Source organism: Streptomyces sp. NBC_01478 (genome assembly GCF_036227225.1).
In the GTDB taxonomy this organism is placed as follows: Bacteria; Actinomycetota; Actinomycetes; order Streptomycetales; family Streptomycetaceae; genus Streptomyces.
On sequence record NZ_CP109444.1, the window covers coordinates 8,751,191 to 8,774,132 of the forward strand.

Annotated in this window: 11 protein-coding genes (1 of these 11 only partly in view); 7 read left to right on the top strand and 4 right to left on the bottom strand. The window is 71.7% G+C overall.

From position 1 onward, the window contains the following. A protein-coding gene (locus OG223_RS39400) for a hypothetical protein (protein WP_329259432.1) crosses the window boundary here: on the top strand, positions 1 to 8,013 show its 3' portion. It extends 37,476 nt beyond the left edge of the window; the window shows 8,013 of its 45,489 coding nt (coding positions 37,477–45,489); its start codon lies off the left edge, out of view; its stop codon occupies positions 8,011 to 8,013. Between the two features lie 37 nt (positions 8,014 to 8,050). After that, complete coding sequence (locus tag OG223_RS39405) at positions 8,051 to 9,352, top strand: RICIN domain-containing protein (RefSeq protein WP_329259434.1); 1,302 nt, start codon at positions 8,051 to 8,053, stop codon at positions 9,350 to 9,352. Positions 9,353 to 9,440: 88 nt separating this feature from the next. Here OG223_RS39405 and OG223_RS39410 read toward each other — a convergent pair whose 3' ends face one another. Together OG223_RS39410 and OG223_RS39415 are read right to left on the bottom strand one after the other, a co-directional pair. Beyond that, on the bottom strand, positions 9,441 to 10,970 hold the full coding sequence (locus OG223_RS39410; protein WP_329259436.1) for a helix-turn-helix domain-containing protein: 1,530 nt from the start codon (positions 10,968 to 10,970) through the stop codon (positions 9,441 to 9,443). 64 nt (positions 10,971 to 11,034) lie between these two features. Beyond that, positions 11,035 to 11,232 (bottom strand): DUF4236 domain-containing protein, encoded by a 198-nt coding sequence (locus OG223_RS39415; protein ID WP_329259438.1) that lies wholly within the window; start codon positions 11,230 to 11,232, stop codon positions 11,035 to 11,037. An 80-nt stretch (positions 11,233 to 11,312) separates the two neighbouring features. Here OG223_RS39415 and OG223_RS39420 point away from each other — a divergent pair, with 80 nt between their 5' ends. From OG223_RS39420 to acnA, 3 genes are all read left to right on the top strand, one after another. Continuing rightward, the gene (locus OG223_RS39420; protein ID WP_329259441.1) at positions 11,313 to 11,882 is read left to right on the top strand and encodes an NUDIX hydrolase; all 570 of its coding nucleotides are present in this window, start codon (positions 11,313 to 11,315) and stop codon (positions 11,880 to 11,882) included. Between the two features lie 75 nt (positions 11,883 to 11,957). After that, complete coding sequence (locus tag OG223_RS39425) at positions 11,958 to 12,641, top strand: HAD family hydrolase (RefSeq protein ID WP_329259444.1); 684 nt, start codon at positions 11,958 to 11,960, stop codon at positions 12,639 to 12,641. A gap of 202 nt (positions 12,642 to 12,843) precedes the next feature. Beyond that, positions 12,844 to 15,558: an aconitate hydratase AcnA gene (acnA, locus tag OG223_RS39430; protein WP_329259446.1), complete on the top strand. Its 2,715-nt coding sequence runs from the start codon at positions 12,844 to 12,846 to the stop codon at positions 15,556 to 15,558. Between the two features lie 65 nt (positions 15,559 to 15,623). Here the strand turns inward: acnA and OG223_RS39435 are convergent, their stop codons facing one another. Beyond that, complete coding sequence (locus tag OG223_RS39435) at positions 15,624 to 16,625, bottom strand: response regulator transcription factor (RefSeq protein WP_329259449.1); 1,002 nt, start codon at positions 16,623 to 16,625, stop codon at positions 15,624 to 15,626. Positions 16,626 to 16,694: 69 nt separating this feature from the next. Next, positions 16,695 to 20,363, bottom strand: coding sequence for a S8 family serine peptidase (locus OG223_RS39440; protein ID WP_329259452.1), 3,669 nt, complete (start codon positions 20,361 to 20,363; stop codon positions 16,695 to 16,697). Positions 20,364 to 20,641: 278 nt separating this feature from the next. Between OG223_RS39440 and OG223_RS39445 the strand changes: the two genes are divergently transcribed. After that, positions 20,642 to 21,367 carry a response regulator transcription factor gene (locus tag OG223_RS39445; RefSeq protein WP_329259455.1) on the top strand — a complete coding sequence of 242 codons (726 nt, stop codon included), beginning with the start codon at positions 20,642 to 20,644 and terminating at the stop codon, positions 21,365 to 21,367. Then, a complete protein-coding gene (locus tag OG223_RS39450; RefSeq protein ID WP_329259457.1) occupies positions 21,364 to 22,896 on the top strand; it encodes a sensor histidine kinase in 1,533 nt (510 codons plus the stop codon). Before OG223_RS39445 ends, OG223_RS39450 begins: the two co-directional genes overlap by 4 nt. Positions 22,897 to 22,942 lie beyond the last annotated feature (46 nt).

Below are 22,942 nucleotides of genomic sequence, written 5' to 3' on the forward strand. Positions count from 1 at the left end.
ACCGAGCGGTTCGATCCGCACGCGGACCAGTCCGCCCCGCCCCGCCCGGGTGTCCTCAGCGGTGCGACGACTCTCGTCCGCACCCGCATCCGTCGTATCCAGGCACCCAACGGTCAGTGGGTCCGGGACTACACGCTCAACCTCCCGGTCACCTCCAACGACCCAGCCCTGACCGGCCAGTTCAAGGACCGCATCACCGCACTCCTGGACACGCACCTCAACTCCGGCCTGGAACTGCCCGGTTCGGGCGACCAGCTCCACATCAACCTCAACCTGATCGACGACCCGGCCCACCCCGAGGCGATCACCCTCACCGACACCACCGCCCCTGCCCGCGCCGACCAACTCCACCTGGACACGGGCCACTCGGACGCGGACCTCCTCCACGAAGTCCTGCACTACCTCGGTCTCCCGGACGAGCAGCGCGACAACGACTTCCTGTTGCGCAACCACCCGAACAGCACCACGGTCCGCACCACCGGCCTCATGGCCGACACCCACACCCCCATCCACATCCCGCGCCGCTACCTCCGCACCATCGAGAACGTCACCGCTGCCGGTCCTCAACTCCACGACCACACAGGCCAGAACGAGAACGGCCCCACCCAAGACCCCGACACCACCCCCATCCCCGCGGACGGCACCCTCACCTGGCCCACCTCCAACGCCCCGGTCGCGCCGCCCTCTTCGACGTTCGTCCTCGCCTACGGGTCCCAACTGGACGGCAACGTAGGCCTGGTGCACCTCGAACCGCTGTCGGCGGACGTCGTGAACGGGCTGCACCAGCAGGTGATGACGGCGCTCGGGCTGCCGCGCGCGGCGGACACGCATCCGGTGCGGGAGCAGTTGCGGACGGTGGCGAGCGCCGAGGTGCTGGTGATCAACCTGCCGTATCTGCGCGGCAGTCTGGGCTTCCGGATCACGCTGACCGTGGACGGCCGGGACCGGGACGTGGACCTGCGGATGCGGCTCGCGAACCCAGTCGCGTCGGCCCGGTACGGGCAGGCCGAGGGCGCCGAGCGGGACGTACGGGTGGAGCGGCGTGGCATCGGTTCCCAGGAGTCGGTGTCGTCGGAGGCGTCCGGCAACATCCGTACCCTGCTGCTGCCTTGGACCGCGCTGTTCCCGGTGAGCAGGGCGATCCCGGTGCGCGGTGTCGACGTGGCGCTGACCCTCGCGCTGACCTTGAACCAGCTCTCGTCGAGCGCGTCGGTGACCTCGGTGGTGCAGTCGACGACGGCACAGCGCAGCAACGAGCCCTCGGAGCCGTACGACTTCACCGCGCTGTGGGACGTACGGCTGGACACTCCGGTGCTGGCCGCGCCCGTCACCTGGGGGGCGCCGCAGTCGCACGGGCCGGTGACCTTCTGGTTCCCGCAGCATCTGGCGTGGGACGAGGAAGGGGAGTTGCCGGAGGCGGCGGGTCTGGACGATCTGCCGGTGTGGGGCGTGGACACGGTGGCGGAGCCGGGGCGGCTGCTCGCGGAGGCGTTGCAGCACTTCGTCGCGCCGCTGCGGAACCTGGACAAGGACTCCCTGGCGGAACTGGAGACATTCCTGTCGGAGCCGTTGCTGCGGGGCACCCTGCCGATGCAGCGGGACCGGGGTGTCTTCTCGCCGGTGCTGCTGGACGGTTCGGGGCGTGCGGTCGGCATGTTCCAGTTGTCGACCGAGGTGGAGGTGGGGGAGCCGCTGCGACGGAGCGTCCCCGGGAAGATCAACCTGGAGAGCCATCTGACGCAGGTGGTGAAGATCGACGCCCAGTCGAAGTACAGCAGTGGTGTGTCCCTGTCCGGGAGTGCCGGTCCGGCACTCACCGGCGACCACACGGAGGGGCACCCGGACGCGTCACGGCGGCCCGGCGGCGGTGTGCTGGGACGGGCCTCGGTCCAGGCTGGCACCAGCGACGCGCTGACCCAGAGCGGCAGCGCGGCACTGATGCACGCGGTGCGCACCAACCGCAGCCATCTGCTGGCGCCTGCCCAGGTGCGGCACACACTGGTGCTGCATCTGCCGGGCGGCGGACGGCGGACCTTCGATCCGGGTGACTGGCCGCGCGGTATGCATCTGCGGCTGCTGACCGCCGAGGACGCCCAGGGGCATGCCCCGACGGCCGACGAACTACGGCGCCTCCCCGTGGAGTTGGAGCATCTGCGGTCGATCGGCACCACGGCCACACCGCTGGGCGTGGACGGCGCCGAGCCCCTCTTCGTGCACGCCGAGAACTGGCTGCGCCGCGAGGGTTTCCTGCCCGCCGACACCAACGCGCGCAACCGCGTGCTGCCCGACGAGGCGCTGGTGCAGGCCCAGTTGAACAACCTGCGCAGGTTCGAGCAGACCCGGTCCCAGGTGGGGCAGCGGGCCGCGACGGACGCCATGCTGGACGGCGGTCACCCGCTCTTCCTGGAGATCCCGACCGTGAGCGGCACCCGCCGGGTGCGGCTCGTGCTCAGCGCGGTGCGCGGCGACGGCGAGAGCACCCACACCACGGTGCTGCCCGATGTGCAGGGCATCGGTCTGGCCTCGCTGTCGACGGTGGCCACCGACCAGAACGGGTCGCAGTACGGGGCGTCGTACGGCGCCGGCGGTTCGTTCGGAGTGCCGGTGCGCGGCGGCGCGTGGACCCTCGGCGGCACCGGCGACCATGTGCGCTCCCACCAGGTGCAGCACGACAACAGCGTGCAGGTGTCCCTCGGGCACGACCAGCAGTTCATCGGCAGCGGGGCGGGGCAGCGCAGCGAGGTGTTCGAGGTGCCGGCGGAGTTGTCGCTCGACCTGTACGAGGGACCGGGGGAAGAGCCCCTGGTGCGGTTCGCGCACGAGACGGTCCAGGAGCCGTACGTCCCGCACGGCGCCCCGCCGCCCGGCCCGAACGACCCGCCCGCGCCCCCGCCGCCGGACCGGGTGCCGGGCGTGCTGCGGCTGTCGGTGCCGACGCACCGCACGCTGCCGGCCGACGAACCCGTCCCGGCGGCGCCCGCCGCGCACACCGTGCGGGCCGCCACCGCCGCCGACCGCACGCTGCTCGACCTGACCGACGAGCACGGCGGCCCGCTGCCCGACTCGGTGCCGCTGCCGGACGACGCGATGGTGGAGGTGTTCCGGGGGTCGGCCGCGCTGGACGACGCGTTCCGCGCGGTGCTCGGCAACACCTACCAGGGGCATCCGGCGCGCGGTCTGCTGGACGGCGTACGGGACGCGGTCGTGGATCGAACTCCGGCTCCGGTGGCGCGTGTCGGGCGTGCTGTGGGCGAGTCGCTGGCCGGCGCCGCGGCCACCGACCCGACCACCGTGACGGCGGAGATGCTGACCGCCGCCCGCAGCCCCGCCGCCCTGCTGGCCCGCGGCCACCAGGTGTTCAAGGGCGCGTACGTGGTCGAGGGCCTCACCCTGCCCGGGCTCGCCGCGGACGAGGTGCTGTCGGTGGAGATCAGGGGCACCCTGCGCCGACCGCACGCGTCGGGCGCCATCACCCAGTACTTCGAGTCCGGGCTCAGCGCGGCCGACGGCGCCGGACAGCAGCGCGGGGTGGCCGGCGCCGCGCAGTGGGCGGGCGGCGTCACCGCGGTCCGCAACAGCTCCTCGGTCCAGACCCCGGGCTCCGACCAGGCCGCGGGCAACGACGGCGACATCGGAGGCCTGGGCGAGGGCGGCACGATGCACCGCCGCGCCGACGAACCGGCACAGCAGGAGGGCGCCGCCACGACCGGTTCCGCGCCCCGCCGGGCGAGCCTCAACCCCTCGGCCCGCTACACCCGCACCACCCGCACCGATCTGTCACGGGCGCTGGCCTCCTCGACGGTCGTCAACCGCACGGCCACCGAGGCCGGCGCCCAGCACCGCATCACGGCCGACGCGCTCCTGCTGGTCACCTTCCGGCGCGGCCGGCGCAACGCCGTCGGCAACGCGCTCGGGCAGGGCGAGGGCCGCGCCGTGACGGTGGCGGTCGAACTCCCGGACGCCGTACGGTTCCTGGCCACCCCGGCGCAGATCCGGCGCCACGCCGCATGGTTCACGACCGTGCCCGGACTCACCGTGCCCGCCCCGGTACCGGGCTCCGTGCCGCTGCCGCGCCGCTTCGTCGCCTCCCGCGAGGTGGGCCTCGGCAGCGTCCAGGCGATGGACCAGTACACCGACGCCACCCGCACGGTGCTGCGCCCCGACCTGCTGCGCGCCCAACTCCTCACCCTCATCGAGGAGGACGCGCCCGGCACGACCCGGCCGGGCCACGCGTCGTACCTCTCGGGCGTGGCCACCCGCATCGCGGACCTCACCTCCACGGCCGGCCTGCGCACCCTGGCGGGTCGCGGCCCCGGCCGCGTCCAGCGCTTCCGCTTCCGGCACGTCGGCTACGGCGGCGCCCGCCTCGTCGAGGTCACCCTCGCGGCCCGGCCGGACGCCGACGACCACGCGCTACGACAGTTGCGCGGCCACCCGGCGGCAGCGGGCTCCGGCATCGAGCAGTACCACGGCCACACCCCGTCCTCGGTGACCGACCGGACCGCCGACACCACCCGGCACGCCGGGTTCGTCCAGTTCCAGACCCGGCTCCCCAGGCCCACCGGCGGCCCCCGCACCGACCGGGCGGGCGCTCTGCTCAGCGCCGACACGGTGCGCGGCAACTCGGCACGGGTGACCCGCGCCGCCGAGGACCGGTACTGGCTGCGCACCGACAACGTCGCCGACTTCGACGGCGTCCCGTACCGGATCACCGCCACCGTACGGTCCACGGTGACCGCCGACTGGCTGGTGGACCTGCCGGGCAGCGTGTTCCAGCACGGCGTGCTCAGCCTGACCGACGCCAACACCCCGCTCGCCCACCGCGTCGCCCACCTCTTCCTCGGCCGCCCGACCCGCACCACGACGGTGCACGCCACCGCCGCGCTGCGCTTCACCGGCAGCGAGACCGCCGAACCCGCCCCGGCCGAGAGGCAGTTGACGGCCGGCCGGGCGGAGCGCCGGCCGACGGCGACCGGGCGCCGCTTCACACCGGGCGGCCCCGCACCGGTCTTCGGCTTCGACGCGGGCACCGAACTCGCCGCCGCGCTCGGCGAGGTGGCCCCGGCCCTGACCAACTCCTGGCAGTCGCTGGCCGCTTCCGACTCCGCGGACACCACCGCCGTACGGATCGGCGAACTCCTCCAGGCGGGCACCGTCTCGCTGGACCACCCGCGCGGCCCGGGCGGCCTCACCACCACGATGCCGGGCGCCCGCCCGTTCCAGGGCGCCCCCGGCACCCCGCCCCGGCTCACCGTGGAGCTGTACCGGCCGCGTCCGGTGACCGACACCGGCGATGTGACGGTGGACCGGGTGCGGCTCAGCACGTTCAGCGCGGGCTCCTCCTCGCACGCGGGCATCACCGGGAGTCTCTCGGCGCAGGGCGGCTTCAGCGCCGACGACTCCAACCGCCAACTGCTCGGCTTCACCGTGCCGGTACTGGCGCGCCAGGCGCAGGACCCGGGCGTGGGCGCGGGTGTCGCCGGCATCCGCCGCGAGTGGCTCAAGCACGGCAACACGAGCACCCCGGAGGGCTCGCGCGGCACCCGCAGCCACGAGATCCTCGCCGACGCGCTGCTCACCGTCCACGGCCCGAACGGCACCCGGTACGTGTCCGGCACGGTCCGGCTGCGCCCCCTGGAGCGCGACCTCCTCGGCCACGGCGTCACCACCCCGCGCACCGACCCGGGCGTGTACGACGGCGCGTCCGTGACCCGCGCGGCAGCCGACGCCCAGGCCCAGGACGGCCGCGCGGACGACGTCCTGCGCGACTGGCGCACGGTGTCGCTCCGCGACCTCCCGACCCTGCTGGCCCGCGGCATCGAGACGGCCCAGGACCCGGCACCCGACACCGACCCCATGCTCCAACTCTGGCTGGCCACGGACGGCAGCGCGGAACAGACGGCCCGCGCCCTGTACGCCGCTTCGGGTACGGCCGTGCGGCTACGGCGGCCCGTCGAACTCGCCCTGCGCGACGGCGAGGGCGTGCGCTTCCGCCGGTTCGACGTGAACGGGAACCCGGAGACGACACCGGGGGTGGAGGAGCGCGACGCGGGGCTGCGCGACGAGGAGCCGGAGGACCGGGGCCCGAGCAGTGCGGGCCCGAGCAGCGGGGGTCGGGGCGGCTCGGGTCGCGGTGTCCGGGGCGGGGACGGCGCGAGTCAGGGCGACGCCGCGCACGACCTCGGCTGGCGGGCCGTACGCGATCAGATCCGGATGCTGGAGGCGGCCGGGCAGGCGGAGGACGACGCCCGGGTGCAGGAGGCCCAGCTCCAGGAGGGGATGCCGGAGGCCCGACGCGCGCTGGAGGAGGCGAGGCCGCCGGTGGCACAGGCGGAACGGGACGTGACCGACGCCCGCGCCGCCGCGGACACCGCCGCCGGCGAACTCGTCCTCGCCGAGCGGGCTGCCACGGACGCCGCCGAGCTCGATCGGGAACGACGGGCCCGTGTAACGGAGTTGAGCACGGACCTCCAGGACCGGACCGAGCGGGTGACGGCCGCGACCCGGGCGACGGAGGAGTTCCACGAGGCGGTCCGGACGGCAGAGGGAGAACTGGGGGCGGCGCGGGAGGCCGTACGAGAGGCGACGGAGGCCGCGCGCGAAGCGGCGGAACGGGCCGCCCGGCAGCCGGCCGACTCGGCTGCGCAGGGCGGGAGTTCGACTCGCGGCGAGGGCAACTCCGGCTCGGACGGCCCGAGTTCCCTCGCCCGGAGTGAGTCGCGCCGGAACCGGGCACAGCGTGCGCTGGACCAGGCGCTGACGGCGGCCGCGGCGGCGGACCGCGCCGTCGAGACCGCCCGGCACGCCGCCGACGACACCAGGGGCCGGCTCGGCCTGGCCCAGGACGCCGCCCGTACCGCCGCCGACGCCCTGACCCGGGCCCGGAACCTCGTCACGACGGCGACCGCGACGGACCGCACGGCCCAGGCCGCGCTCACCGCCGCCACCGCACTCCACGACCGGACGGTCGCCGCGCGGGACGCGGCCCAGGAGGCCTTGGACGCCCTCGGCCTGGAGATCACCGACGCGCTCGCCGAACAGGCCCGGCAGGCGGCCCGGCAGCGCCACGCGCAGCGGGACCTCGGCGATGTCGTGGCTGTCCTGGAGGCCGAGCGAGCGGCGGCGGGCGACGGCACGGCACTCCTGACGACCGGCTCCCTGGCCGCCACCCCGGCGACCTGGCCGCGCCGCACCCCCCGCCCGACACCGGCCCGCATCGGCGCCGGCCCGATGGCCGAACTGAGGGAGGAGCCGGAGAACGAACCGGAGGTCGAGCCCGAGGCCGAAGTGGCGCCCCAGGAACCGGAGTTCCGGCCGGACGGAGCCGAGAACGGCACCGACGAGGAGTTCGAGGGCGACGACGAGGACAACGGGAACGACGAGGGCAATGGGGACGACGGCGACGGCGACGGTGACGACGGCGACGACGCGAACGCCCGGCGCGAAGGAGGCTCCGGAGGCGGTGCCCGCTACCGCCCCGCCGTATCGCGGGCGCAGGGCCCGGAGACGTTCGCCCGCTCACTGGCCCAGTTGCTCACCGCCCCCGGCACCGCCGCGTCCGGCGCCGGCGCCCCCACCTGGCCCCGCACCCGCGATCCCCACACCGCCCTCCTCACCTGGGCCCGGGCCGACGTGGCGGCGCACGGTGCCCCCGACGACGCGGCGCTCCCGGCCCGGGACACCTCGGTGCCGACCGGCGCACTGGCGGAAATCGGCGCCCTCACCGAGGAGTTGCGCGCCCAGTCGATCCTCCAGAACGGCACGGTGACCGTCGCGGAGGCCGGACTGGACGACCCCGCGCGCCTCGCCCTGGTACTGGCCCGACCCGATGACACCCTCGTCTACGTGTCCACCTTGGCGGCCCTGGTCGCACGGGGCACCGGGCGACCGGTCCAGGTGCTCGGCCCCGACGGCCGCACCGACCGGTTCGGCCCGGCCGACGGCACCCCACTGACCCTCTACTTCGACGGCAACCGGTTCTCGGTCAACCCGCCCGCCCCGGACGACAACTGACCGGTCGTCATCCGATCATCTCTCTGGAAGGAACAGCATGTCCGGCAAGAACAGCCCGCAGCACCAGGCAGCGACGGGCGGGACGGAGCCCGCCCCGGCCCCGGACACCACCACGGGCGGCGCCCCCGAGACCGGAACGGCACTCCCGCCGACCAGCGGTGAGACGACGGCCGGCGCCTCGGAGACCGCGGCGCAGGCGGAAGCGGCACTCGCGGCCCCGGCCCAACTCCCGTCCACCGGCGCGGGCGTGACCGGGGAAGCCGGTGTCGGAGCCGGATCCGGAGCCGGAGCCGGAGCCGGAGCCGGTATCGGCGTCGGCGCCGACGAAGCCGCAGATCCGGCAGCGGAACCGGAACCGGAACCGGAACCGGACCACCACGCCGACCCCGCCTCTGCATCCGCCTCCGCATCCGCGTCTGCCTCCGACCCGGACCCGGACCCCGACGCCCTGGCCGCCACCGCGATCGGAGCATCGTCGGAATCCGGAGCAGGTTCCGGATCCGACGAAGGCACCGCCGTTGCGGCCCCCGCCTTCGGCCGCCCCTCCCGAGGGCTCCTCGCCGGCGCCGCGATAGCCGGTGCGCTGCTGATCGGCGTGCCGTTCCTGGTGTCCGGCCTGCTCGGCCGGTCGAGTTCGGACGGGAAGCCGTCGGAGCAAGTGGCCGACGCGGGAACCGTGTTGAACGGCGCGACGACGAACATCGGTGCCGGCGCCTACGGTTCGGCCAGCCCGGACCCGGCCTCGCCGAAGCCGACCCCCACTCACACGACGGGCGGCGGCAAGAACAACACGGTGAAGAACGGTGGGGGAGCGGCGGCCGCCGGTGCCGGTTCCGGTGCCGGGGTGATCGCGGGCAGTTCCGCCCAGGCTCCCAAGAAGACGTCCTCCGGCGGGAGTACGAAGAAGAAGTCCACCACGACCAAGGCCACGGCCACCAAGACGGTGACCACCGCGCCCGGCACCACCATCTACAGCCACGCCTCCAACAAGTGCATCGAGATGGTGGGTCACAAGGGCGCCGACGGTTCGCCGCTGCAGATCAACAGCTGCACCGGCAAGAACTGGCAGAAGTGGGACTTCCGTTCGGACGGCACGATCCGCTCGATGGGCCTGTGCATGGACGTCGCCTGGGGCTCGTCGGCGAACGGCGCGGTGATCCAGATCGCGGTGTGCAGCGGCAACCCGGCCCAGCAGTTCCGCCTCAACTCCAGCAACGACCTGGTCAATCCGCAGGCCAACAAGTGCGTGGACGTCAAGGACCAGGGAACCGCCAACGGCACCCGGCTCCAACTCTGGGACTGCAACGGCCAGGACAACCAGAAGTGGAGCACCCGCTGAACACGGCGGTGCCGCCGCACCGGTCAAGGCACGGCGGCACCATGGCACTCTGGGCAGCCAAGTCGCCCTCAGATGCCCCGTATGGAAGCTAGATGTCCCGGAAGATCTCGATCTGCGCCCCGACGGAGTTGAGCCGCTCCGCCAGATCCTCGTAACCGCGGTTGATGACATACACGTTGCGCAGCACGGACGTGCCCTCCGCCGCCATCATCGCGAGCAGGACGACCACCGCGGGCCGCAGCGCCGGCGGGCACATCATCTCGGCGGCCCGCCAGCGGGTCGGGCCCTCGACCAACACGCGGTGCGGGTCGAGGAGTTGGAGACGGCCGCCGAGGCGGTTGAGGTCCGTGAGGTAGATCGCGCGGTTGTCGTAGACCCAGTCGTGGATGAGGGTCTGCCCCTGCGCGACCGCCGCGATGGCCGCGAAGAACGGCACGTTGTCGATGTTCAGGCCGGGGAACGGCATCGGGTGGATCTTGTCGATCGGCGCCTCCAGTTTGGAGGGCCGGACCGTGAGGTCCACCAGGCGGGTACGGCCGTTGTCCGCGACGTACTCGGGCGTGCGGTCGTGGTCGAGGCCCATCTCCTCCAGGACCGCGAGCTCGATCTCCAGGAACTCGATGGGCACCCGGCGGACCGTCAGCTCCGACTCGGTGACGACGGCGGCGGCCAGCAGGCTCATCGCCTCGACCGGGTCCTCGGAGGGGGAGTAGTCCACGTCGACGTCGATGGTGGGCACGCCGTGCACGGTGAGCGTGGTGGTGCCGATGCCCTCGACCCGTACGCCGAGCGCCTCCAGGAAGAAACAGAGGTCCTGGACCATGTAGTTGGAGGACGCGTTGCGGATGACCGTGGCGCCGTCGTGGCGGGCGGCGGCGAGCAGCGCGTTCTCGGTAACGGTGTCGCCGCGCTCGGTCAGCACGATCGGCCGGTCGGGGGAGACGGACCGGTCGACCTGCGCGTGGTAGAGGCCCTCGGTCGCGGCGATGTCGAGCCCGAAGCGGCGCAGCGCGATCATGTGCGGCTCGATGGTGCGCGTGCCGAGGTCGCAACCGCCCGCGTACGGCAGCTTGAAGCTGTCCATGCGGTGCAGCAGCGGGCCGAGGAACATGATGATCGAGCGCGTGCGCTTGGCGGCCTCCGCGTCGATCGCGGCCATCTCCAGCTCGGCCGGCGGCACGATCTCCAGGTCCACGCCGTCGTTGATCCAGCGGGTGCGGACGCCGATCGAGCCGAGTACCTCCAGAAGGCGGTACACCTCCTCGATCCGCGCGACCCGGCGCAGCACTGTGCGCCCCTTGTTGAGGAGCGAGGCGCACAGCAGTGCCACGCATGCGTTCTTGCTGGTCTTCACGTCGATGGCGCCGGACAGCCGACGACCGCCGACCACCCTGAGATGCATCGGACCGGCATAGCCCAGTGAGACGATTTCGCTGTCCAGTGCTTCACCGATTCGAGCGATCATCTCAAGGCTGATGTTTTGGTTGCCGCGCTCGATGCGGTTGACGGCGCTCTGACTGGTGCCGAGCGCCTCGGCGAGCTGTGTCTGTGTCCAGCCCCGATGCTGCCGGGCGTCACGGATGAGCTTGCCGATACGTACGAGGTAGTCGTCTGCCATGAGGCCGAGGTTATCTCAGATATGAGATGGCGCCTCTTGAGGGGGCCGTTAGGGTGACGGCCGGTCAGTCGTCCTTCTTGGTGCGCGTCTTGCGCCACCCGAAAGGCCCGGGCAAATCCATCGATGTCGTACGACGTCCTGTGGTGCTGCGTGTGTACCGCGGGCCGCGCTTGCCACCCGTGGTGAACGACATGGACCCCTTGTTGATGTTCAGCCGAAGCCAAGGAAGGATCCGGAAACTCTTGCGGAACGTGAGCGGCATCCCGCCCCCTTTCGTCTCGCACCGGGTACCCCGAAGTCGCGCGGGTATGGCGGCGGGAGAGGTGGGGCTAGCGTCGAGGCATGATCTCCGACGCGTCGTTGCCCGGGCACGAGCTCACGGCCACCAGCTCGACCGTGGTCTACCGGAACCGCTGGATGACCGTTCGCGAGGACAGGACGGTGCGTCACGACGGCGCGGAGGGCTTGTACGGCGTGGTGCACAAACCCGACTTCGCGCTGATCGTTCCGCATGAGGACGGGGGCTTCCACCTCGTTGAGCAGTACCGGTATCCGGTGAAGGCCCGCTATTGGGAGTTCCCTCAGGGCGCGTGGGAAGACAGACCGGACGCGGACCCGCTGGACTTGGCGCGCGGTGAACTCGCGGAGGAGACGGGCCTGTCCGCTCGGACGATGACGCCCCTGGGGCACCTCTTCGAGGCCTATGGATACTGCGACCAGGGGTTTCACGTCATTCTCGCCACGGATCTCACCCGTGGCGAACCTCACCCGGACGACGAGGAAGCCGGCTTGATCAGCCGCTGGTTCTCCGAGGCGGACGTGTGGCGGCTGATCGCCGAAGGCCGGTTCAAGGACGCTCCGTCGGTAGCGGCCCTGGCGCTGTTCCAGCAGTACCGCAAGGGCCAGGGCTGAGACCGGGCGGCGGCAAGCGGCACCTCGATCGGTGTGCCGCCGGATCGCCGCGCGTGCTGGTGGGATCCTTGGCCGGTGTTCTCATCCGATCCTGTGGGCGCCGTCTTCTTCGATGTCGACGGCACCCTCGTCCCCGGTACGAGTTCGTCGGTTTTCCTGGCCGGCTTCCTTGGTCATCGGGACGAGTTGGCCGAGGCCGAGGACGCCTATGCCTCCGGCGCCCTGGACAATCGGCAGGTTTCCGAGCTGGATGCCGCGGGTTGGGCGGGCGTGCCCGAAGAGCAGGTCTCCGGCCGGCTCGACGGGCTTCCCTTGGTCTCGGGCATCACGGAGACCGTGGCCTGGTGCCGGCGGAACAAACTGGTGCCCGTGCTGGCGACCCTCGCCTGGTCGCCGGTCGGCAGCCACCTGGCCGACCGATTCGGCTTCCACGCGTTCAGCGGACCTCGGCTGGAGACCGCGGACGGCCGGTTCACGGGCCGGGTCGCCCGTCACTTCGACGAGTACGGCAAACGGGATTTCGCCCTCGCGCAGGCGCGAGAGCTGGGGTCGACCCTCCGCTCGTGCGGAGCCGTCGGGGACAGCCGCTCCGACCTGCCGCTGTTCGCGTCCGTCGGGTTGAGCGTGGCGTTCAACGCCTCGGCGGGAGCGCGGGCGGCGGCGACCGCCACGGTGGACGGCGGCGACCTGCGAGCCGTGCTTCCCGTCCTGAGCCGCTTGGTCACCGTCACTCGTTCACGGCCGTCCGCGGAAGGCTGAGAGAGGTCCGGGCATGACCAGCCCGCCCCCATGTACTAGAGTTATCTCGACATCGAGATATCTGCCGAGGTGCACCGCAGCCGCACACTCCGCCGGACCCAGCAGTAAGGCTTGCCTAACTTAGCCTTACCTTAGCGGATCGGCCAGGACGTCGTAGCGGCAGGATGCGGTGGGAACGCGCACATCAATGAAGGAGACTGTCGTGTCGGCGAACAGCTTCGACGCCCGCAGCACGCTGCAGGTCGGCGACGAGTCGTACGAGATCTTCCGCCTGGACAAGGTGGAGGGCTCGGCCCGGCTCCCCTACAGCCTTAAGGTCCTGCTGGAGAATCTGCTCCGCACCGAGGACGGCGCGAACATCACCGCCGACCACATCCGCGCCCTCGGCACCTGGGACTCGCAGGCCCAGCCGTCGCAGGAGATCCAGTTCACGCCGGCCCGCGTGATCATGCAGGACTTCACCGGCGTGCCCTGCGTCGTCGACCTCGCCACCATGCGTGAGGCCGTCAAGGAGCTGGGCGGCGACCCGGCGAAGATCAACCCCCTCGCGCCGGCCGAGCTGGTCATCGACCACTCCGTCATCGCGGACAAGTTCGGCACCCACGAGGCGTTCGCGCAGAACGTCGAGCTGGAGTACGGCCGCAACCGCGAGCGCTACCAGTTCCTGCGCTGGGGCCAGACCGCGTTCGACGAGTTCAAGGTCGTCCCGCCGGGCACCGGCATCGTCCACCAGGTCAACATCGAGCACCTGGCCCGCACGGTCATGGTCCGAGGCGGCCAGGCGTACCCCGACACCCTGGTCGGCACCGACTCGCACACCACGATGGTCAACGGCCTCGGTGTGCTGGGCTGGGGCGTCGGCGGCATCGAGGCCGAGGCCGCGATGCTCGGCCAGCCGGTCTCGATGCTCATCCCGCGTGTCGTCGGTTTCAAGCTCACGGGCGAGCTGACCCCGGGCACCACCGCCACGGACCTCGTGCTGACCATCACCGAGATGCTCCGCAAGCACGGCGTGGTCGGCAAGTTCGTCGAGTTCTACGGCGAGGGCGTCGCCGCCACCTCCCTCGCGAACCGCGCCACCATCGGCAACATGTCGCCGGAGTTCGGTTCCACCGCCGCGATCTTCCCGATCGACGACGAGACCCTGAAGTACCTGCGCCTGACCGGCCGCGACGAGCAGCAGGTCGCGCTCGTCGAGTCGTACGCCAAGGAGCAGGGCCTCTGGCTGGACCCGGCCGCCGAGCCCGACTTCTCCGAGAAGCTGGAGCTGGACCTCTCGACGGTCGTCCCGTCGATCGCAGGACCGAAGCGCCCGCAGGACCGCATCGTCCTGGCGAACGCCTCCGAGCAGTTCAAGAGCGACGTGCGCAACTACGTCGCCGACGACGACGAGGCGGGCAAGGAGTCCTTCCCGGCCTCCGACTCCCCGGCCGCCAGCAACGGTGTGCCGAGCAACCCCGTCACGGTCACCGCCCCCGACGGCTCGACCTACGAGCTGGACCACGGCGCGGTGACGGTCGCGGCCATCACCTCCTGCACCAACACCTCGAACCCGTACGTCATGGTCGCCGCCGCGCTCGTCGCGAAGAAGGCCGTGGAGAAGGGTCTGACGCGGAAGCCCTGGGTCAAGACCACCCTCGCGCCCGGCTCCAAGGTCGTCACCGACTACTTCGACAAGGCGGGGCTCACCCCCTACCTCGACAAGGTCGGCTTCAACCTCGTCGGCTACGGCTGCACCACCTGCATCGGCAACTCGGGCCCGCTGCCCGAGGAGGTCTCCAAGGCCGTCAACGACCATGACCTGGCCGTCACTTCGGTGCTCTCCGGCAACCGCAACTTCGAGGGCCGGATCAACCCCGACGTCAAGATGAACTACCTGGCGTCCCCGCCGCTGGTCGTCGCGTACGCCCTCGCGGGCTCCATGAAGGTGGACATCACCAAGGACGCGCTCGGCGTCGACCAGGACGGCAAGCCGGTCTACCTCGAGGACATCTGGCCGACCGAGGCCGAGGTCAACGACGTCGTCGCGAACTCCATCGGCGAGGACATGTTCAACAAGTCCTACGCCGACGTCTTCGCGGGCGACGCCCAGTGGCAGGCGCTGCCCATCCCGGAGGGCAACACCTTCGAGTGGGACGCGCAGTCGACCTACGTGCGCAAGCCCCCGTACTTCGAGGGCATGACGATGGAGACCACCCCGGTCTCGGACATCGACGGCGCCCGCGTCCTCGCCAAGCTCGGCGACTCGGTCACCACCGACCACATCTCGCCCGCCGGTGCCATCAAGGCCGACACCCCGGCCGGCAAGTACCTCACCGAGCACGGCATCGAGCGGCGTGACTTCAACTCCTACGGCTCGCGCCGGGGCAACCACGAGGTCATGATCCGCGGCACCTTCGCCAACATCCGCCTGCGCAACCAGGTGGCGCCGGGCACCGAGGGCGGCTTCACCCGCGACTTCACGCAGGCCGACGCCCCCGTCTCCTTCATCTACGACGCCTCGCGCAACTACATCGAGCAGGGCATCCCGCTGGTCATCCTGGCCGGCAAGGAGTACGGCTCCGGCTCGTCCCGCGACTGGGCCGCCAAGGGCACCGCGCTCCTCGGCGTCAAGGCCGTCATCGCCGAGTCCTACGAGCGCATCCACCGCTCGAACCTCATCGGCATGGGCGTCATCCCGCTCCAGTACCCGGCGGGCCAGACCGCCGAGTCCCTCGGTCTGACCGGCGAGGAGTCCTTCTCCGTCGCCGGCATCACCGAGCTGAACGACGGCACCACCCCGAGCACGGTCAAGGTCACCACCGACACCGGCGTGGAGTTCGACGCGGTCGTCCGCATCGACACCCCCGGCGAGGCCGACTACTACCGCAACGGCGGCATCCTGCAGTACGTGCTGCGCAACCTGATCCGCAACTAGCGGCTCCGGTACGGCAGTTGAGGGCCGCATCCCCGGTGACGGGGGTGCGGCCCTCCGCCGTTGTGCTACAGCCAGCCGCGCTGCGCCGCCCGCAGGCCGAGCTGGAAGCGGCTCGCCGCCCCGAGCCGTTCCTGGAGGTCGCTCACCCGCCTCCGCAGCGTGCGCAGGCTGACTCCCAGATGGCGGGCGACCGCCTCGTCCTTCAGCCCGGCCGCCAGCAGCCGCGTCAACGCCTGCTCGTCCTCGGAGAGTTCGCCGTTCCCCCCGGGCCGGCCGAGCGGGGTCGCCTGCTGCCAGGCCAGCTCGAAGAGCTTCTGCAGGGCCTCGGTCACCGCCGAGTGCCATACGACGACGGCGCAGTAGCCGCCCGCCGCCGACGAGGTCAGCGGGAGCAGGGCCCGGCGTCCGTCGACCACCAGCAGTTTGAGCGGCACGGACGGCAACACCCGGGCCTGCTCGCCGAGTTCGACCATGTTCCAGGCACGGGACAGGGCGTTCGGATCCTCCAGGGCGGTCGCCGCGTAGATGCCGCGCGAGACGATCCCGCGCTTGAGCAGATCGGCCTGGAGGTCCACCTGCGGTGCGGGCGGGGCGAGATAGGGCGGGGTGTCGAAGAGACACACCTCGTGCTCGGCGCGGGCGTACATCTCCTCCAAGCGGGCCGCGATGGCGCCTTCGCCGGAGGCGACCTCGATCAGCCGGGACGGCTCCTCGCGCAGCAGGCCCGCCTCGTACGCGGTGGCCATCTCCTCGGCGGTGGCGGCGACCAGTTCGGACTCCGTCTCGCGCCGCCGGATCAGCGCACGGATCGCCACCCGCGGGTCGACCGCCCGTAACCCGCCCATGGAGTCCGGCGGTTGGAGCAGTCCCAGCGTGAGCAGCCGGTTGCAGGCCTCGCGCAGCTCGGCCGGGGTCGCCCCGCTCAGCAGCGACCAGCCGACCGCGCCGGCGTCGGGCTGATGGAGAATCGACCGGTACACCAGCTCGTCGAAGTTGGAGACCCCCACCGCGGCCCAAGGGCTCGCGGCAGGGGTCTGTCGTGCGGGATCCTGCGCCGTGTTCACCATGGCTCGCCACGGTAGAACTTGATTGTTAAGAATCCTTACCGTGGCTCGGTCTGCCCGATCATTTCAGGCTCACTTCAGGCCGAACGCCCGCAGTACGGTCTGGTCGATCCCGTTGCCGTCGCGGTCGGTGGCCCGCACGCGCAGCGACACCGACGTGGCGCCCTTCGCGGGCCTGAACCGTGCCTCCCCCTTCGTGACACCCACCGCTTTCCAGGACGCGCCGTCGTCGTAGGAGACCCACGCCTTCAGACTGCTCGCCCGGACGCTCCCCGACGGGTTCGCGACCGGCAGCCCGACCGTCAACTCCCGCTTGCCGTCGGCCCGGTTGAGGAGGTCGAGGCCCTTCGGTGCGATGCCGACGGTGAGCAGCGGCAGTGCCGTCGCGGAGTCGGTGTGCGCCGAGGCGAAGGTCCACTCGGTGTGCGTGCTCGTGGAGTACGCGGCCCAGGCCGCCTTGCGCTGTACGTCCAGATCGAAGCGGTACGAGGACGTGGCCGCCGGGACGTCGAAGACGCCGTACCCGCCGCGCGTCGGGTCGCCGACGAGCTGCCCGTCCGCGTAGAGACTGCCCTGCGCGGTGGCGTCGACGCCGTCGACAAGTCCGTAGTGGCCCGGCGTGGAGTCGCTCAACTCCGGTACGGAGAAGGTGAGTTCGTCGCCGTCGCGCACGGAGAGGCCGTACTCCTCGCTGCTGCCCGGCCGGACGGCCTGGCGCAGCCAGTCCTCGGTGGGCTCGGTGGCCGCCTCGGTGAAGGTCCGCAGCGGGCTCCACTCGCCCCGGTACGCCTTCCAGTTCGGATAGACGACATGCCAGGTGCGGGTGTCCGGGTCGACGTAGTAGTACTCGTCGCGTTCCGTGCCCAACTGCGTGTACACGCTGTTCTCGATGCCGAAGAGCTGCCAGGGGCGGAAGGTGTACAGGGTGTCCGCGCCCATCTCGCCGGCCGTGCCACCGTAGTAACGGGCCTTCCGCTTAACGGTGTTGGACTTGTCCAGGCGGTAGGTCTGGTTCGCGGTGATGGCGCCGCTCTGCGCGGCGAGCAGGTTGTAGACGTACGGGCTGACCGGTGTGCCGCTCAGCTTCAGCGTGACCTTCTTGCCGGTCTTCAGCAGGGCGGCCAGTCCGGCGCCCTGCTCGCCGGTGGCGATCATCAGCGGGACGGTGGTCGCCCGGTCCACGGCCTCGATCCAGAAACCGGGTGTCTTGCGGTAGGCGATGAGGTAACCCGCCCCGGCCTTGGTCGCGTTGTCCAGAGCGCTCTGCGCCCGCTCGGTGGCGCCGAGCCCGACCACCGCCACCTTGCCCTTGACGTCGAGCCCCGCGAAGTCGGCCTCGGTACCGCCGCCCGCGTCCACCGCCTGGACGGTGTGGTCACCGCTGATCTTCAACGGGAAGTCGTTGTACGTCTGGGAGTAGTAGAGCGAGGACAGCGGGGTCTTCTCCGGGCCGGTGACGCTCGCCGTCAACTCCTTGGCGTACAGCCGGAACTTGGCGGAGAATTCCAGGGTGCCCACGGTCACCTGCGGGGTCGGCGCCACATAGACGTGGTCGGTCCACCAGCCCTGGCTGTAGGTGAGGCCCCAGGCGCTGCCCGGCCCCTCCCGGTGCCAGTTGGTGCTGAAGCCCCTGAACTCGGAGTCCTCCTTCGTCTTCGGCTTGATCTCCACCGCCTTGCGGGCGTCGAGGACGACCGCGGTGTCGCCGTCGACCTTGATCTCGGGGTTGCCGACCACCGACGTGCCCACGGCCAGGCCGCTCCCGTCCTGGTCCGGGATCCAGGTCGCGATGGAGTAGGTGCCGGCCGGCACCTGCCAGGTCCAGCCGGTGCCGAGGAAGCCGTAGTCGTCGGGATAGGCGCCGTTCAGCTCCTGGAGCGTGTAGAGCGACGCCCCGGTGGACGGGTTGCCCTCGCGGTCCACGATCGAGACCTTGAGGTCGTAGGTCTTCGGCGCCTTCTCGAAGCCGACGCCCGTGGTGACCTGGACGCCGCCGTCGGCGGTCGCCGTGACATGGCCCGTGTACCGGCCCTGGGATTCCTTCGCCGGGTCGACGCCGACGGAGACGGTGGCGGTGCCCCGCGCGGGCACGGTCAGGGTGTCCGCGCCCAGTGCGAGGTCGGCGAGCGACGACGAGAGCGTCAACTCCACCGCGTTGTCGGTGGTGTTGGTGTACGTGATGTCCTTGCTGGCGACACCGTTGTCACCGTCCTCGAACCTGCCGAAGCTCAGCGTCGAGGTCGCGAAGACATCCTGCTCCACGGCCCGTACGGCATCGACCCGGCCGTCGCCCTGCTCGAACACGGAGTCGTCGGTGTTCGTCTTCGCCGTACTGGCCAGCGCCTCCTTGATCTGCTCACCGGTCCAGTCCGGATGGGCCTGCACGACCAGCGCCGCCGCGCCCGCCACATGCGGGGTGGCCATCGAAGTGCCGCTGGCCGTCGTGTAGTTGTCGTCGACCGGAGTGCCCATGGTGGTGCCGGCGGCGCGGGCCGCGGTGATGTTCACGCCCGGCGCGGTGATCTCCGGCTTGACCGCGAAGTCACCGGGCCGCGGACCCCGGCTGGAGAACGAGGCGAGCTTGTCCGACTTGTCGACCGCGCCCACCGTCAGCGCCGAGTCGGCGATGCCCGGGGTGCCCAGGGTCTGCTCGCCCGGGCCCGCGTTGCCGGCCGCGATCACGAACAACGTGCCGGTGGACGCCGACAGTTGGTCGACGGTCTCACTGAGCACGTCGGAGGGGCCGTACGCCGTACCGCCCAACGACATCGAGACGATCTTCGCGCCGGAGTTCGCCGCCCACTCCATGCCCGCGATGATCCAGGAGGCCTGGCCGTGGCCCGTGTCGTCCAGCACCTTGCCGACCAGCAGCTTCGCGCCCGGCGCCACCCCCTTGTACCGGCCGCCCGAGGCCGCGCCCGAGCCGACGATCGTGGACGCCACATGGGTACCGTGGCCGAATCCGTCCTGAATCGTCTCGTCCGGTACGAAGCTCTCCGAGCCGGCGATCTTCCCGGCCAGGTCCGGGTGCCCGGTGTCCACGCCCGTGTCCAGGACCGCGACCTCGACGCCCGTGCCGTCGTAGCCCGCCTTCCACACCTCGGGCGCGCCGATCTGCGGCACGCTCACGTCGAGGGACGCCTGCACCTTGGCGTCCAGCCAGAGCTTGTCGATGCCGTCGCCGAGTTGCTTCGCGGCCTTCGCGGTGGGTTCGGTGCCGAGTGCCGGGGCGATGTCCGACCAGAAGGCCGTGGACTTCTTCGCGCTGAGCGCGGCGCCGTCGATCCCGGGCAGCGCCAGCGTCCGGCGCGTGCCCTCGGGGGTCTCGGTGCCCTTGCTGTAGGTCGCGATGACCGGGGTGGAGCCGGTCTTCGCGTCCGTGTAGCCCTGCTTCACCAACTGGGTGACGTTGAACAGGGCGGGGTCGAGGCGGCCCGCCTTGATGAGCGGGACGGCGTCCGCCGGCAGGACGCTGATCTCGCCGTTCTTCTCGCTGGACAGGAAGGTGGCGGCCTCGCGGCCCTTGCCGCGCCGGACGTCGACGGCGTTCCTGCCGTCCGGTCCGGCGGTGAGGGTCACGGTGTCGCCGGTGATGAGGGTGACGGTCTGCGGTGGGGTGGTGCTCGGGCCCGTGAGGTGGGTGGGGACCGTGGAACCGGCGGCGGCTGTCGCGGGCGCGATGGCCCCCGCGAGCAGTCCGGCCGTTCCGGCCACGGCCCACAGGGCGTGGAGTCTTCGCATGGGTGGACGTCCTCCCCTGAACGCGGAAACGCTTCCGCCCGGTGAGCGGAAGCCAGTCATCAGAGTGAGTGCCGGGTCCTCGGCGACTCAAGGGGATCAGGTGGCCGGAGAGTGCCAACGCCCGCTTCGGCCACGGCAGTTGGCGAAGGCGCTGGTCGACGGGCGCGGCCGTCGCCGACCGCCCGCCGGTGTCCGTGCCCCGGACCCCCGCCCGTTCGCACGGCTCGGGCTCAGGTGGAACACAGGATTCCCTCAGCGGGCCGGGACAGAATCGGGACATGACTGGCACTTCGGGGTCCCGCAGCAGCCGCGTGCGCGTGCTCATCGTCGACGACGAGCCCGCGCTCACCGAGCTGCTCTCCGTCGCGGTCACCGAGGCCGGCTGGCGGCCCTACCCCGCACCGGACGGCTACAGCGCGCTGCGGATCGCCCGCGGCTGCGCCCCGCACGCCGTCGTCCTCGACGGCATGCTGCCCGACCTGGACGGCGTCCAGGTGCTGCGCAGACTCCGGTACGAGAACCCCCGGCTGCCCGTCCTCATGCTCACCGCCCGCGACGCGATCGAGCACCGCCTCGACGGCCTGGAGGCGGGCGCCGACGACTACGTCACCAAGCCCTTCTCCCTGGAGGAGGTCGTCCTGCGGCTGCGCGGACTGCTGCGCCGGGCGGGCAGCGAACGGACCCCGGCCGACGACTCCGTACGGGTCCTCGGCGATCTGGCACTGTCCGGCGAGACCCGTGAGGTGCGCCGCGCCGGTGAGCCGATCCAGCTCACCGCCAAGGAGTTCGACCTGCTCACGCTGTTCCTCGACCATCCCCGCCAGGTGCTGAGCAAGGCGCAGATCCTCGACCGGGTCTGGAGCAGCTCCTTCGACGGCGGCGGCAACCTCGTCGAGGTCTACATCTCCAGCCTCCGCCGGAAGATAGACCGGGGCCGGGCGCCGATGATCCACACCGTGCGCGGGATGGGATACGCCATCAGGCCCGTGGAGGACGGCAGATGAACCTTCTGACCCGCAACCGGGGCCGCCTGCGAGGCCGTTCACTGCGCACCCGGCTCCTGCTCTTCATCAGCGCCACCCTGGTCGCCGTGTGCGCCACGATGGCCCTCACCACCGTCTTCGCCCAACGCGCCTATCTGCTGGGCAACTTGGACGACCGGGTCGGCGACGCCGCCCAGCGCAGCCTGGGCGGGGCCGAACTGCGTCCGGGCTTCGACGACGACCTCGGGTTCCTCGCGGAGAACGGCCACGCGGCCGGGACACTCGCCGCGCGGCTGAACGACAAGGGTGCCGTCATCGCCGCGGCCGTCGTCAGCCAGGACGCCCCGCCGCAGAACCTCACCGCCGCCCAGCGCGCGGCCCTCAAAGGCATCACGGCCGACGGCGCGAAACACACCCGCACCGTGCCCGGCCTCGGCACCTACCGGATCACCGTGCTCGACGACAACGGGGTCCGGGTCCTCGCCGGCCTTCCGATGGACGACGTACAGGACATGATCAGCGGTCTGGTGGTGGTCGAGGCCGCCGTCGCCCTCGCGGGCCTGACCGTGGCGGGCTGTCTGTGCGCGGTCGTCATACGACGGCAGCTACGGCCCCTGGGCCGGGTCGCCGCCACCGCGGTCGAGGTCTCCCGCTCGCAGCTCGGCCACGGCGAGGTCACCGCCCTCACCCGGGTGCCCGAGCGGGACACCGACCCCGGCAGCGAGGCCGGCCAGGTCGGCGCCGCGCTCAACCGCATGATCGACCACGTCGAGTCCTCGCTCGCCGAACGCCAGCGCAGCGAGGAGCAGATGCGCCGCAGCGAGGAACGCATGCGCCGCTTCCTGGCCGACGCCAGCCATGAACTGCGCACCCCGCTGGCCTCCATCGCGGGCTACGCCGAGCTGATGAACCGCGGCACCGACCGCATCGAACCGGGGCTCGCCTGGCGCCGGGTCACCGCCGAGTCGGCGCGCATGACGGGACTGGTGGAGGACCTGCTGCTGCTCGCCCGGCTCGACGAGGGCCGGCCCCTGCAGTCCGCCGAGGTGGACCTCGCCGCGCTGCTCGCCGAAGCGGTGTGGGACGCGCGCGCGGCGGGCACCGGCCACGAGTGGCAGCTCCAACTGTCCCTGGACGCCCCGGCGTTGGTCGTCGGCGACGAGGCCCGCCTGCACCAGGTGCTGGCCAACCTGCTGGCCAACGCGCGTATGCACACGCCTGTGGGCACCACGGTCACGGCGAGCGTCGAGGCCACGGCCGTCCACACCGTCGTCGTCCGGGTCCGCGACGACGGCCCCGGCATTCCCCCCGCCCTGCTCCCCACGGTCTTCGAACGCTTCACCCGCGCCGACGCCTCCCGCACCCGCGCCGGCGGCAAGGAGGGCGGCTCCGGCCTCGGCCTGGCCATCGCGACGGCGATCACGGGAGCGCACGGCGGCCGTATCGACGTCACCAGCGTCCCGGGCCGCACCGAGTTCACCATCGAACTTCCGGCGGCCGAACTCCCGCCCGCCGAACCGGCGATGGGCGTCCGCACGGCGCGCGTCTAGAAGAGCACCGCGCGCCGCACGGACACCCCGACCGAGAGCCCGGCCC